At 45.9% G+C, this 12884-nt stretch carries 15 protein-coding genes; 14 read left to right on the top strand and 1 reads right to left on the bottom strand.

Annotation, left to right across the window (positions count from 1 at the left end; genetic code table 11):
- Positions 1–107: 107 nt before the first annotated feature.
- The 14 genes from G517_RS0107205 (at position 108) to G517_RS0107140 (ending at position 12044) form a co-directional block, all read left to right on the top strand.
- Positions 108–338 carry an FmdB family zinc ribbon protein gene (locus G517_RS0107205; RefSeq protein WP_028303852.1) on the top strand — a complete coding sequence of 77 codons (231 nt, stop codon included), beginning with the start codon at positions 108–110 and terminating at the stop codon, positions 336–338.
- A gap of 256 nt (positions 339–594) precedes the next feature.
- A complete protein-coding gene (gene aspS, locus G517_RS0107200; protein WP_028303851.1) occupies positions 595–2370 on the top strand; it encodes an aspartate--tRNA ligase in 1776 nt (591 codons plus the stop codon).
- A 126-nt stretch (positions 2371–2496) separates the two neighbouring features.
- On the top strand, positions 2497–3033 hold the full coding sequence (ruvC, locus tag G517_RS0107195; RefSeq protein ID WP_028303850.1) for a crossover junction endodeoxyribonuclease RuvC: 537 nt from the start codon (positions 2497–2499) through the stop codon (positions 3031–3033).
- A gap of 6 nt (positions 3034–3039) precedes the next feature.
- Positions 3040–3708 (top strand): trimeric intracellular cation channel family protein, encoded by a 669-nt coding sequence (locus tag G517_RS0107190; protein WP_028303849.1) that lies wholly within the window; start codon positions 3040–3042, stop codon positions 3706–3708.
- Entirely contained in the window at positions 3705–4322 is a 618-nt protein-coding gene (gene ruvA / locus G517_RS0107185) for a Holliday junction branch migration protein RuvA (protein ID WP_028303848.1), read from the top strand. The genes G517_RS0107190 and ruvA overlap by 4 nt, the downstream gene beginning before the upstream one ends.
- 51 nt (positions 4323–4373) lie before the next feature.
- Positions 4374–5381 carry a Holliday junction branch migration DNA helicase RuvB gene (ruvB, locus tag G517_RS0107180; protein WP_028303847.1) on the top strand — a complete coding sequence of 336 codons (1008 nt, stop codon included), beginning with the start codon at positions 4374–4376 and terminating at the stop codon, positions 5379–5381.
- 104 nt (positions 5382–5485) lie between these two features.
- Complete coding sequence (gene ybgC / locus G517_RS0107175) at positions 5486–5932, top strand: tol-pal system-associated acyl-CoA thioesterase (RefSeq protein WP_051206193.1); 447 nt, start codon at positions 5486–5488, stop codon at positions 5930–5932.
- Between the two features lie 289 nt (positions 5933–6221).
- Positions 6222–6905, top strand: a complete 684-nt coding sequence (tolQ, locus tag G517_RS0107170; protein WP_028303845.1) for a protein TolQ — start codon at positions 6222–6224, stop codon at positions 6903–6905.
- 2 nt (positions 6906–6907) lie between these two features.
- Entirely contained in the window at positions 6908–7342 is a 435-nt protein-coding gene (gene tolR, locus G517_RS0107165; RefSeq protein WP_028303844.1) for a protein TolR, read from the top strand.
- On the top strand, positions 7339–8352 hold the full coding sequence (tolA, locus tag G517_RS18150) for a cell envelope integrity protein TolA (protein WP_051206192.1): 1014 nt from the start codon (positions 7339–7341) through the stop codon (positions 8350–8352). Before tolR ends, tolA begins: the two co-directional genes overlap by 4 nt.
- Positions 8352–9659: a Tol-Pal system beta propeller repeat protein TolB gene (gene tolB, locus G517_RS0107155; RefSeq protein WP_051206191.1), complete on the top strand. Its 1308-nt coding sequence runs from the start codon at positions 8352–8354 to the stop codon at positions 9657–9659. Before tolA ends, tolB begins: the two co-directional genes overlap by 1 nt.
- A gap of 62 nt (positions 9660–9721) precedes the next feature.
- Complete coding sequence (pal, locus tag G517_RS0107150) at positions 9722–10288, top strand: peptidoglycan-associated lipoprotein Pal (protein ID WP_028303842.1); 567 nt, start codon at positions 9722–9724, stop codon at positions 10286–10288.
- A 17-nt stretch (positions 10289–10305) separates the two neighbouring features.
- Positions 10306–11070, top strand: coding sequence for a tol-pal system protein YbgF (gene ybgF / locus G517_RS18145; RefSeq protein WP_051206190.1), 765 nt, complete (start codon positions 10306–10308; stop codon positions 11068–11070).
- Positions 11071–11270: 200 nt separating this feature from the next.
- Positions 11271–12044, top strand: coding sequence for a YciK family oxidoreductase (locus G517_RS0107140; RefSeq protein ID WP_028303841.1), 774 nt, complete (start codon positions 11271–11273; stop codon positions 12042–12044).
- Positions 12045–12155: 111 nt separating this feature from the next.
- Here the strand turns inward: G517_RS0107140 and G517_RS0107135 are convergent, their stop codons facing one another.
- Positions 12156–12815, bottom strand: a complete 660-nt coding sequence (locus G517_RS0107135; protein WP_028303840.1) for an HAD family hydrolase — start codon at positions 12813–12815, stop codon at positions 12156–12158.
- Positions 12816–12884: the final 69 nt, after the last annotated feature.

Below are 12884 nucleotides of genomic sequence, written 5' to 3'. Positions count from 1 at the left end.
TGCTCTTTTCCGTATATTTTGCTTGATTTGTTAGTGGCTTGCGGTGGAGTTGCTCCGGCCTCAGGTATATAATGCTGCGCTTTGTAAAAGCATTAGGTATGACGACTATGCCCATTTATGAATATCAATGTCAGTCTTGCGGACATCAGTTAGAAGCCTTGCAGAAAATGAGTGATGCGCCGTTAAAAGAGTGTCCAGCATGCAAGGAAGAGTCTCTAGCTAAGATGATCTCGGCCCCTGGTTTTCGTTTAGCCGGTGGTGGTTGGTATGAAACCGACTTTAAAACCGGTAGCAAAAAGAATTTAGCCGGTGGCGGTAATGGTTCGTCGGATAGTTAGAGCGTTGCGTAGGTAGTTAGAGCGTTTCGTAGGATCGTTAGAGGGTTTTGTAGGATAGTTAGAGGATTATTGAATCAACCTATCTTCATAAACTAACGCCATGAACTAACAACTCCATGAACTAACCGTGCATCGCAAAGGGTGAGTAGGGGGGGCGAAGTGTTTAACTTACGTACCAGTGCCAACCCTTTTTGAATCATGAGTGTCGCATTGGCGGCGCTTATAAAAGAGCACAACAGGATAACAGGATAAAATTATGCGCAGCCATTATTGCGGCGAACTGAATGAATCCCATATCGGCGAAACAGTCACTCTTTGTGGCTGGGTTCACCGTCGTCGTGACCACGGTGGGGTTATTTTCTTAGATCTGCGTGACCGTGACGGTTTAACTCAGGTGGTTGTTGACCCTGATACCGTTGAAGCGTTTGCTGCTGCGGATAAGAGCCGTAGTGAATATGTGCTTAAAATCCAAGGTTTGGTACGTGCGCGTCCTGACGGCACAACGAATAAGAATATGCCAACGGGCATGATTGAAGTGCTAGGTAAAGACGTGACGGTACTGAATACGTCTGAAACACCTCCTTTCCCTCTTGATGAGCACGTTAAAGTGGGTGAAGACGTACGTCTGAAATACCGCTATGTGGATCTGCGCCGTCCTGAGATGCTGGAAAAACTGCGCTTCCGTTCACGTATGACGCACACCATCCGCAACTATTTGGATGAGAAAGGCTTTCTGGATATTGAAACGCCTATTCTGACCCGTGCTACCCCTGAAGGTGCTCGTGATTATCTTGTGCCGAGCCGTACTCATGCGGGCAGCTTCTTTGCTTTGCCTCAGTCACCTCAGCTGTTTAAGCAGTTGTTGATGGTATCTGGCATGGATCGTTACTACCAGATCGCTAAATGTTTCCGTGATGAAGATCTGCGTGCGGACCGTCAGCCTGAGTTTACTCAGATTGATATCGAAGCCTCTTTTGTCACTGATGAAGAGATTATGGGTCTGGCTGAAGGCATGACTCAAAAGCTGTTCAAAGAAGTTCTTGATGTTGAGCTGGGTGAATTCCCACGCATGGCCTTTTCTGAAGCGATGCATCGCTTTGGTAGTGACAAGCCAGATCTACGTATCCCATTAGAAATGGTTGATATGGGTGATCTGATGGCGCAGGTAGACTTTAAAGTCTTTTCTGGCCCCGCAACCGATCCTAAAGGTCGTGTGGCGGCTCTACGTGTTCCCGGTGGTGCATCGCTATCCCGTAAGCAGATTGATGAATACACCAAGTTTGTGGGTATCTACGGTGCCCGTGGTCTGGCGTGGATTAAAGTTAATGATCGCAAAGCAGGCCTTGAAGGGCTGCAGTCGCCAATCGTTAAGTTTATGGAAAACGTGATCGATCAAGTACTTGATCGTGTTGATGCACAAGATGGCGATATCATCTTCTTTGGTGCAGACACCGCTAAAGTGGTTAACGAAGCACTTGGTGCACTGCGTTGCAAACTGGGTGAAGATCTTGATCTTTACACTTGTCAGTGGGCACCGTTGTGGGTTGTTGATTTTCCAATGTTTGAAGAAAACAGTGATGGCAGCTTATCGGCTCTGCATCACCCGTTTACTTCTCCAGCATGCTCTGCTGAAGAGTTGGCCGCTAACCCTGCTGAAGCGTTGTCAGTAGCTTACGATATGGTGCTTAACGGTACTGAGCTGGGTGGCGGTTCAATCCGTATCCATGATCAGTCTATGCAGCATGCGGTATTTGATGTACTGGGTATCAGCGAAGAAGAGCAGCAAGAGAAGTTCGGCTTCCTGCTGGATGCACTGAAATTCGGTGCGCCACCGCACGGTGGCCTGGCCTTTGGTCTGGATCGTCTGGTGATGCTGATGACCGGTACTCAGTCGATCCGTGAAGTGATCGCTTTCCCTAAAACTCAAAGTGCGGGTTGTGTGATGACCGCTGCACCGGGTGAAGTGAGTGCTGAGCAACTGAAAGAACTGAACATCCGTCTGCGCCAGAAAATTGCGCCGACAGAAGAGTAAAGGCTAAATAACGACAGTGAGGATGTAAGCATTCTCACCAGCGTTATTTTGATGGGCATCAGGTGAACCTGATGCCCATCTTTAGTTTTAGGCATCCTGTTTTAGATGCCGTATTCAAGGAAAGTTATGGCCATTATTTTGGGTATTGATCCGGGTAGCCGTAAGACCGGTTACGGTGTCATTCGCATGGAAGGCCACCGTATGTACTATATCGCCAGCGGTTTTATTCGTATTACCGGTGATACCTTGGCGGATAAACTACAGCAAGTTTATGCCGGTGTTTCAGAGGTTATTGCGCAGTATCAGCCGACGCAGTTTGCGATCGAACAGGTCTTTATGGCCAAAAACCCTGATTCAGCCCTGAAGCTGGGGCAGGCCCGGGGCGTTGCCATTGTTGCTGCTGCCAATGTGGGGCTGCCGGTCAGTGAATATGCTGCCCGTTTAGTAAAACAAGCCGTTGTTGGTTCGGGGGCTGCAACTAAGGTTCAGGTGCAGCAAATGGTGGCAGCCATACTAAAACTTTCCGATCTTCCTCAATCCGATGCCGCCGATGCGCTGGCTATCGCTATTTGTCACGCAAACTCCAGTCTAGGTTTAGTTGCTGGTGCGGGTAAAAGCGGTGGTGGTCGCAGAAGCAGTTGGCGTCAATTCCGTCCGGAGTGATGCAGCATGACGCTGTTTAATATCCCTTTTATCTATTATCTCGATATTTTTGGCACGATTATATTTGCTATTACAGGCGTGCTTGCGGCCAGTGAAAAGCGTTTGGATCTGTTTGGCGTTATTGTTGTTGGCATGGTTACCGCTATTGGTGGTGGTACGATTCGTGACTTGGTTCTTGGCCGAACACCGGTATTTTGGGTAGTTGAAACACTTTATATCTGGGTTATTGTTGGTACAACGCTAGCAACTTTTATTGCAGCGCGCTTTCGCCCCTTCCTCCATAGAACGCTTCAGGTGTCGGATGCGATTGGCTTAGGTGTGTTTACCGTTATTGGTGCGCAGGTCGCTCTTAATTTGAACCATCCACCGGTGATTGCTGTCATGATGGGTGTCATGACGGGTGTCTTCGGTGGTGTTGTGCGAGATGTGCTGACGGATGAAATCCCGATGATCTTTAAAAAAGAGATCTACGCGACGGCGGCGATGGCTGGAGCGGTTGTTTTTGTCAATATGCGTTGGTACTTGCCTCCAGGAACAGATGCTCTTAGCGCTATTGTCACGATGCTATTTGTTATTGGCTTACGCTTAGCGGCGATTTATTGGAATCTTCAACTGCCCGTATTTCTGTTGTCGTATAAGACCGCAGAGGAACAAAAAAAAGGTAAAAATTTATGATAGGCCGACTAAAGGGTGTACTGGCAGAAAAGTTACCACCGCAGCTGCTGATTGATGTCAGCGGGGTGGGCTATGAAGTAGAAGCTCCTATGAGTACCTTTTATCAGTTGCCTGCGGTCGGGCAACCTGTGGAGCTATTTACTCATTTTGTGGTGCGTGAAGATGCTCAGCTACTGTACGGCTTTTCTGACCGCCGTGAGCGTCGCTTGTTCCGAGATCTGATTAAGGTTAATGGTGTGGGGCCTAAGCTGGCGCTTACTATCCTTTCCGGTATTGAGGCCTCTCAGTTTGTTCGTTGCGTTAATGAGGGGGATGCCAATGCCTTGGTGAAGCTGCCAGGAGTCGGTAAAAAGACAGCAGAGCGCCTATTGATCGAGATGAAAGATCGCTTGAAAAACTGGGCAACAGACCCTGATGTATTTGAACTGACAGCCACAGAGTCCGGCGAAGCCTCTGTTTCTGTTCCTGAGGTTGATGGCCGAGAAGAAGCGGAGCAAGCTTTGATTGCTTTAGGTTATAAGCCCGCTCAAGCCAGTAAGTCGATTAATGCGGTGTATCAGGCCGGCATGAGTACAGAAGAACTGATTCGAGCGGCATTAAAAGGTATGATTTAATATACAGTATTTTCTCCTCTACCTAAGCAATCTAAGTAATAGGCTCTGTTAATGATTGAAGCAGATCGGTTAATTTCCGCGATGACCAAAGAACCGGAAGAGCATCATGATCGTGCGATGCGTCCTCAGTATTTAAAAGATTATGTCGGGCAGCCTCAAGTACGGGAGCAAATGGAGATTTTTATATCCGCGGCCCGTAACCGTGATGATGCCCTTGACCATACGCTGGTCTTTGGTCCCCCTGGTTTAGGCAAAACAACCCTTGCCAACATTATTGCCAGTGAAATGGGTGTGGCGATTAAGAGCACTTCTGGCCCAGTGTTAGAAAAAGCAGGGGATATTGCCGCCTTGTTGACCAACTTGGAAGAAGGGGATGTGCTGTTTATTGATGAGATTCATCGGCTAAGCCCTGCGGTAGAAGAGGTGCTTTATCCTGCGATGGAAGATTATCAGCTGGATATCATGATTGGTGAAGGGCCTGCTGCTCGGTCTATTAAAATCGACTTGCCTGCTTTTACGCTTGTGGGGGCAACCACTCGGGCTGGGCTGTTGACCTCTCCCCTGAGGGATCGCTTTGGTATTGTTCAACGCTTGGAGTTTTACAGCGTTGAGGATCTTAGCTCCATTGTCAAGCGGTCAGCTGATCTGATGGAGATGGCCATTGAGGCTCACGGTGCCCTTGAGATCGCCAAACGTTCCCGAGGTACACCGCGTATCGCTAACCGCCTATTACGAAGAGTCAGGGATTATGCTCAGGTGAAGGCGGATGGCGTGATTAATGGCGATATTGCCGATAAAGCACTTAATATGCTGAACGTAGATACTCACGGCTTTGATCATATGGACCGTCGATTACTGCTCAGTATGATTGAGAAGTTTGGCGGCGGCCCCGTTGGCGTGGATAATTTATCGGCGGCAATTGGTGAAGAACGAGATACCATTGAAGATGTCTTAGAGCCGTTTTTGATCCAGCAAGGCTTTATGATGCGAACCCCAAGAGGTCGAATGGTGACACCGCAAGCCTATCTGCACTTTGGTATTGCTCAGCCTGATTCTTAAAATAAAAGCGACAATTACCTCTAGATTATCTCTAGTAGTTCTCGTTTTTTTAATGCCAAATATTTTTTATTAGTTATTGTTATGACTAAAAGAGTAAAGTTGTTATGCCTGATTTGAATGTGAGTTCTAAATCTTATCCTTTTACTTGGCCTATAAGAGTTTACTACGAAGATACGGATACAGGTGGCGTGGTTTATTATGCCAACTATCTGAAATTCTATGAGCGAGCACGCACAGAAGCCCTGCGTAGCATCGGTTTTCATCAAGAGCAGTTGAAAAACGAAAGTAATCTCTTATTTGTTGTCAGTAGCGTTCAAGCGGATTATAAACGACCAGCCGTGCTGGATGACGCATTAACGGTTGGTTTGCGGATTGTGAAAATGGCACGAACGTATCTTGTTTTTGAGCAAGAAATCCTTAAGAAAGACGAGGGTGCTGAAATATTATTGAATTTAGCCCGTATCAAAGTTGCCTGTGTTCAAGGTGATACATATCGGCCTAAAGCCTTGCCTGAAAGCCTTGTTAGCAAACTTTCAGCGTTGCTTGGTTGAACTTTTGGCGACAAATAAGAATGCTGATTGAAAATGACAGCTTTTAAGTTAGGAACTTTTTCTGGCACACTGGTCTGACAGGATTGAAAAGGGTTGTTTTTTCATTGATAACAGTATCTTGTCTGTTTGTTATTCTCCGTTTTTAATGGTAAAAATATTGAGGTTTAAAACTTTAGCCTTATTTTTAGACAAGACCTGTTAAGGTTTTAGATAAGATCCTAGTTTTATCTTTTTTAACGTTATATTTTTAGAATTATATTATTTAGAACTACATTATAAAGGTGTATGTGTGGACGATAAGCTTTCTCTGCTGGGTTTGATTGTAAATGCCAGCGTTGTGGTTCAGTTAGTAATGGCAAGTTTGTTGCTGGCTTCCATTTTATCTTGGATGTTTATCATTCAGCGTTCTGCTGTGATTGGTCATGCAAAGAAAGGCATGGAGTCTTTTGAAGATCGCTTTTGGTCAGGCATGGACTTAGCGCAGCTCTATCGTGAAGTCACCACTGAGTCCACAGGCTCTGGTGCGGAAAGCATCTTTAGGGCTGGTTTTAAAGAATTCACCCGTCTCAGCCAAAAAAGCACAATGGACTCTGAAGCTATCATGGAAGGCGTGCAGCGATCGATGCGCGTCGCTCTGGCTCGGGAAGAAGAGCGCCTTAATGTCAACTTACCCTTTTTAGCAACAGTTGGTTCTACCAGTCCTTATGTTGGGCTTTTTGGCACGGTATGGGGGATTATGAACTCCTTTCGTGACTTGGCCCATGTACAGCAAGCAACGTTAGCAGTTGTTGCACCTTCAATTTCTGAGGCTCTTATTGCTACGGCTATGGGGCTTTTTGCAGCGATTCCTGCTGTAATTGCCTATAACAGTTTCTCCACGAAGACAGAGCTGTTGATGGTGCGTTATGAAACTTTTGCTGATGAATTTTCTAGCATTTTACACCGTAATGTACACAGCCAAAATGTGGGCTAATTATGTCTGGATATCGTTATCGTAAGCCCAAAAAGCTGGTTGCAGAGATCAATGTTGTACCCTATATCGATGTGATGCTGGTCTTGCTGGTTATCTTTATGGTGACAGCACCTATTCTGACTCAAGGGGTAAAAGTGGAACTGCCTGAGGCGGTTTCAGCACCCTTGGATGTGAATGAAGATGATCTGCCTTTAATTGTGGCAGTGAAGAAGACGGGTGAATATTTCCTAGAGCTTGGGGTTGATAAAGAGCAGCCTATTTCACCGGCGGAGCTATCATTAAAAGTGGGTAAAATCACTCGACAAAACCCGACGGTTCAAGTACTTGTTCGAGGAGATAAAAGCGTGGATTATGGCTCTGTTGTACAGTTAATGAGTGTACTGCAGCAAGCCGGTGCACGGAATATTGGATTATTGTCGCAGCCACCTGAAAAATGAAATCTGAGATTCGAACACAGGGTGATGGCTTGCTGTTTCCCTTTTTAATTGCGGTTGGTTGTCATTTGTTAGGAGCCTTACTGCTATGGTTTGGTTGGCATCAAGCGAGCACGTTATCTGCCGAGCGTATGCCCCGTGTTAACCCTGATTCGGTTATTGCTGCGGTAGCGGTTCAACATGACCCTATCGCCGCCTTAAAGCAAAAACAACAGGCTGATGCGGCGGCTCAAGCCAAAGCGCAAGCAAGAGTCGAGCAGCAACGACGAGTCGAAGCCAAACGGCAAGCTGAAGCCAAACGGCAAGCTGAAGCCAAACGGCAAGCTGAAGCTCGAAAACAAGCGCTTATTCGGCAAAAAGAGGAAGAAAGTCGCAAACAAGCCGAAGCTGAGGCAGCCAAGAAACGTGAGGCCGCTCTTAAGGCCGCAGAAAACAAGCGTCAGGCTGAGTTGAAACGACAGCAACAGCTGAAAGCAGAACAAGAGAAGAAAGCAGAACAAGAGAAGAGAGCCGAACAAGCGAAAAAAGCTGAGGCAGCCCGTAAAGAAGAAGCACTGCGTAAACGTGAAGCTCAACTGATAGCAGCTAAAGAGCGTAAAGACGCATTGGCTGCGGCGGAGGCGGAACAAAAACGTCGTGATGCTATTGCAAGGGAACAGCGGTCTTTACAGGCAGCACTGGATCAAGAAGAAGCTTTTTTATCAGAACTAGAAGATAGGGAACAGCTTGCATCAATGCAGGCATTAATTAAAAGTTACGTTGAACAGAACTGGTCTCGTCCACCAACGGCTCGTAAAGGTATGCAAGCGGTACTAAAAATTGAGTTATTGCCAACAGGGGAAGTGAAGTCTGTAACGGTTGTCGAATCCAGTAGAGACAGTGCTTTTGATCGTTCTGCGGAGCAGGCTGTTTATCGAGCTGGGCCGTTCAGAGAGTTAATCGATTTAAAACCGCAACAGAAAGAGGCATTCAGGGCGTTTAATCTGGTGTTTAAACCTGAGGATATTCAGTAATGTGTGTTAGAAATTGGCTTAAAGCAGCGGCGTTTTCTTTGCTTTGTTTCGTTCAGCAAGCTGTTGCAGACCTTACCATTGAGATTACCCAAGGTAATGATAGGGCGACGCCTGTAGCGGTCGTGCCTTTTGCTTGGCTCGGCCAGTCTGGGTTGTCAGAGGATATTGCCCGAATTGTTTCCGATGATTTGGAACGTAGCGGTCTTATTCGGCCCTTGTCCCGTACCGAGATGCTGAGCTTACCGAGCCAAAAGAGTGAAATATTTTTTCGGGATTGGTCGCTGTTAAAGCAAGACTATTTGCTAGTGGGACAGATTCGACCTTCTGCCTCGCCCGGTGTCCTTACCATTCAATATGAATTGTATGATGTGGTACGTCAAACCCGAGTTCTAGGTGAGGTTATCTCTGGTAAGCCCAGTGAACTACGTTCAAGAGCCCACTATATTAGTGATCAGGTTTTTGAGCATCTGACCGGTATTAAAGGGGCGTTCTCGACTCGATTAGCTTACATTACCGTGAAAAAAGATGCTGCCAGCCAGAGTAAGTATGAACTTAAAGTTTCAGATGCTGATGGTCGACGGGAAAGAACGATTCTAACAACATACAAGCCCATTTTGTCCCCTGCTTGGTCTCCTGATGCCCAGCATCTTGCTTATGTTTCTTTCGAGACGGGCAGACCAGGGATTTTTCTACAAAACGTTTATACCGGAAAGCGCCGACAGTTAACCGCTTTTCGGGGATTGAATGGCGCACCTGCATGGTCGCCTGATGGTAAAAAGCTTGCCGTAGTGCTTTCCAAGGACGGTAACCCTGAGATTTATGAGGTTGATTTAACGAGTTATAAAGTAAAAAGATTAACTCAGCACTATGCGATCGAAACGGAGCCTGAATGGTCTCCAGATGGTAAACATATTTTATTTACCTCGTCGCGCAGTGGTGGGCCTCAAATTTACCAACTTAATTTGATCTCAGGTGAGACCGAGCGTTTAACCTTTGAAGGTAGTTATAACGCCCGTGCTCGCTATTCTCCGGATGGTACTGAGATCTATTTTGTGCATCGCAGTAATGGTATTTTCCATATTGCAGCGCAAGAGTTGGCTAATAATCGTCTGAGAATACTAACTCAGACACCATTAGATGAGTCTCCCAGTGTTTCTCCTAATGGAAGTATGTTAATTTATGCAACACAGGAAGGATCAAGAGGGTACTTGGGCGCTGTATCTGTTAATGGTCAGATTCGCTACAGTTTACCTTCTCAACTTGCCGATGTACGTGAGCCCGCGTGGTCGCCTTTTTTAACAAATTAGTAACTAAATGTTTAAACTTAACCAACTATAAAAGTAAGAAGTGATTACTTCAGGAGACTAATATGGAATTTAAAAAATACAGCAAGACTCTTTTCTTCGGTGCTACTCTAGCAATTCTTGCAGGTTGTGGCGGTAACGCTGCGACTCAGGATCAAGAAGAAGGCGCTGCTGGCACTGATACTGAAGTTCAGCCTGTGATCACAAGTGATGGATCAAGCTCTGATTCTGCAATCACTGGCGAACAAATGGGTCAGGATGTAGAAAACTTAGAAGAAAAGGCTGAGGAAGTTGTAGCAGCGATGCCTGAAATTGAAACAATCTATTTCGATTTTGATACCTCTTCAATCCGTGCAGATTCTCGTGAAGTGCTAGATATGCATGTTGCTTATCTTCGTGTTAACTCTGATGCTAAAGTTGTACTAGAAGGCCATGCTGATGAGCGCGGTACTCGTGAGTACAACATGGCTCTAGGCCTACGTCGTGCAAACGCTGTTAAAAGCTACTTCCAAGTTCAAGGTGTAAACTCTGATCAACTAGAAGTTGTTAGCTACGGTGAAGAAAAAGCAGCAGTAATGGGTCATAACAACGCTGCATGGTCTAAAAACCGTCGCGTTGAAATCCAATACTAAGTTGAGACGGATTTAGGATGATTACTCCTTTCCGAAACGCTTTGAAGGTACTACCATTTTTGGTAGTACCTTTTGCCGTGCAAGCCGCTGATTTAACCGATCAGACCATGCCTGTGCTGGCTGACCCCTCTCGTTCTTCTCAGTCAATACATCAGAGTGCCGCTAATACAGATTTACTCTTTCAGATTCAACAATTGCAGCAAGAAATGCAGGCGCTGCGTAATATTGTTGAACAACAAGGACAAGTCATTGTTCAGCTGCAAAAGGATAACCGTGGACGTTACCTTGATATAGATAGCCGACTTTCTAATCTAAGTGAAGATGTTGCGCTCTTGAAGAAAAAAGGTGTTTCTGCCGCACCGGTCAATAATAACGATAGCCCTTCTACACTGCCTGTTGTGAGTGGAACGGCTAAAGATGCTTACCAGCAAGCCTATGCTTTAGTTAAAGCTCAGAAGTTTGATCAGGCAATTACCGCCTATCAAGCTTTTATTAAAAATTATCCAAGCTCTAGCCTGTTGCCTAATGCGTATTATTGGTTGGGTGAACTCTACATGGTGAAGAATTTAACTCAGGAAGCTGAGCGAGTTTTTTCCACGGTTATTGAGACCTACCCAGAAAGCCGTAAGGTTTCTGATGCGAGTTATAAACTAGGCTTAGTTTATGCTCGTTATGGGCAAATGGATAAAGCGATAACACAAATGAATGCGGTTAAGACACAATTTCCGAAGAGCACCGCTTCTAGGTTAGCCTCTCAGTTTTTGGATGCCCAAAAAAAGTAATCACTTTTAAGACGGCCTCATCTGCTATACCGATAAACGGCGCTTTGGGATACAATGCGCCGTTTATTTTTGGGCATAACACCGCTTATTCTGGTTATCTATTTTTATATAAACGGCAGCTGTGCTCTTAGCCTGCTGGGAATCATAAATTCAAAATTAAGTGTTTAAATTATAAAGCCTAGTGGAATTGAGGATACATTATGTTGTGCGAATTTGATTACCAAGCTCCAGCAGACCTATTAAAAGGGCGTGTTATTTTAGTAACAGGCGCTAGTGATGGTATCGGACGGGCGGCGGCGAAAAGTTTTGCGGCTCATGGTGCGACTATTATACTTGTTGGTCGAACCATCAAAAAACTGGAAGCTGTGTACGATGAAATTGAAGAGGCTGGTGGTGCGCAACCGGCTATTTTCCCGTTAAATTTTGAAACCGCTACCTATAAAGATTATGGCGAAATGGCGGAGCTACTTCAGAAAGAGTTTGGCTGTATTGATGGTATTCTACATAACGCAGGTATTCTAGGTTCACTTACACCTGTTGATGCCTATAGTCCGCAGGTATGGGATCAAGTGATGCAGGTGAATTTCAACTCCGCATTACTGATGACGCAGGCGTTACTGTCGTTGATGCATGAATCAAAAGACGCGAGCTTGATCTTTACCTCCTCAAGTGTGGGGCGCAAAGGACGGGCATTTTGGGGGGCTTATAGCATCTCTAAATTCGCGACAGAAGGCTTGATGGAAACCTTGGCGGATGAGTTGGAGAATATCTCAAATATTCGTGTGAACAGCTTGAACCCTGGTGCGACCCGTACGGGTATGCGTCAACTGGCCTTCCCTGGTGAAAACCCTGCAACGTTACGTACTCCTGATGAGATTATGGCCACGTACCTTTATCTTATGGGGCCTGATAGTAAGGGTGTTAACGGTCAGAAATTTAATGCGCAACCTGCTAAAGTTGATGTTGATGTCTAGCCTATTTCTATGGGTTTCAGCGACATATGATTTGTTATAAAAGAATCGGCTTTGGCCGATTCTTTTGCGATGGGGTGGCAGTTTATTTTCTTATTTACCCAGAGCCCTCTGCTAAAACTGAATTAGCGAAGCAATATCATGGCTGTTTTGTACAATATGATCAGCTTGCCAAGTATTAACGTCGTCGGCATGTTCTAAATAGCCATAGGCGGCGGCGATGGTCGTCATACCTGCGGCACGGCCTGCGTCAATATCTCTGATATGATCGCCAATGTAAATTGCTTGTGCTGGGTCCGCATTCACTTGCTTGCAGGCGTGGAGTAGCGGTCGTGGATCGGGTTTGGCTATATTCAGATCGTCGGGGCAAACGACGACATCAACCTGTTGATCTATACCCATGGCAGCTAGAAGTAAATCGGTATAGAGGCGTGGCTTATTTGTGACGATGCCCCAGGGAATCTGTTTTGACTTAAACTCCAGTGTTAGGCGTTCTAGGTCATCAAACCAGCGGGTATGTTGGGCGATATTCATTTGATAGAGCGCCAGAAGCCTTTCCCGTCGACGAAGTGCAAGGCTCTGCTCCATCTCCCCAAAAGCAAACGTGAGCATCGCATTGGCGCCATTAGAAACATGTAGGCGTATTTTGCTATGGGGTTTATTTTCAATACTTTCTTCGGTTAATAGCAGGTTAAGGCAGTGGGCTAGATCGTCGGCGGTATCAAGCAAGGTGCCATCAAGATCGAATAGAACGGCGGAGGGGTGGATTATCATAACGTTACCACGGGTTATCGTAAGGCTAATAGAGGGGCTGATCGCTATTAGGTCAAAAGAAATCAGGTC

The organism is Oceanospirillum maris DSM 6286, assembly GCF_000422865.1.
Taxonomy (GTDB): Bacteria; Pseudomonadota; Gammaproteobacteria; order Pseudomonadales; family Halomonadaceae; genus Oceanospirillum; species Oceanospirillum maris.
This window is presented reverse-complemented; position numbering and strand designations above follow the sequence as displayed.

What these genes read in the sequence shown, in the direction of transcription:
- G517_RS0107205 (WP_028303852.1), top strand. Translation starts at nt 108, where the DNA reads ATGCCCATTTATGAATATCAATGTCAGTCTTGCGGACATCAGTTAGAA.
- aspS (WP_028303851.1), top strand. Translation starts at nt 595, where the DNA reads ATGCGCAGCCATTATTGCGGCGAACTGAATGAATCCCATATCGGCGAA.
- ruvC (WP_028303850.1), top strand. Translation starts at nt 2,497, where the DNA reads ATGGCCATTATTTTGGGTATTGATCCGGGTAGCCGTAAGACCGGTTAC.
- G517_RS0107190 (WP_028303849.1), top strand. Translation starts at nt 3,040, where the DNA reads ATGACGCTGTTTAATATCCCTTTTATCTATTATCTCGATATTTTTGGC.
- ruvA (WP_028303848.1), top strand. Translation starts at nt 3,705, where the DNA reads ATGATAGGCCGACTAAAGGGTGTACTGGCAGAAAAGTTACCACCGCAG.
- ruvB (WP_028303847.1), top strand. Translation starts at nt 4,374, where the DNA reads ATGATTGAAGCAGATCGGTTAATTTCCGCGATGACCAAAGAACCGGAA.
- ybgC (WP_051206193.1), top strand. Translation starts at nt 5,486, where the DNA reads ATGCCTGATTTGAATGTGAGTTCTAAATCTTATCCTTTTACTTGGCCT.
- tolR (WP_028303844.1), top strand. Translation starts at nt 6,908, where the DNA reads ATGTCTGGATATCGTTATCGTAAGCCCAAAAAGCTGGTTGCAGAGATC.
- tolA (WP_051206192.1), top strand. Translation starts at nt 7,339, where the DNA reads ATGAAATCTGAGATTCGAACACAGGGTGATGGCTTGCTGTTTCCCTTT.
- tolB (WP_051206191.1), top strand. Translation starts at nt 8,352, where the DNA reads ATGTGTGTTAGAAATTGGCTTAAAGCAGCGGCGTTTTCTTTGCTTTGT.
- pal (WP_028303842.1), top strand. Translation starts at nt 9,722, where the DNA reads ATGGAATTTAAAAAATACAGCAAGACTCTTTTCTTCGGTGCTACTCTA.
- ybgF (WP_051206190.1), top strand. Translation starts at nt 10,306, where the DNA reads ATGATTACTCCTTTCCGAAACGCTTTGAAGGTACTACCATTTTTGGTA.
- G517_RS0107140 (WP_028303841.1), top strand. Translation starts at nt 11,271, where the DNA reads ATGTTGTGCGAATTTGATTACCAAGCTCCAGCAGACCTATTAAAAGGG.
- G517_RS0107135 (WP_028303840.1), bottom strand. Translation starts at nt 12,815, where the DNA reads ATGATAATCCACCCCTCCGCCGTTCTATTCGATCTTGATGGCACCTTG.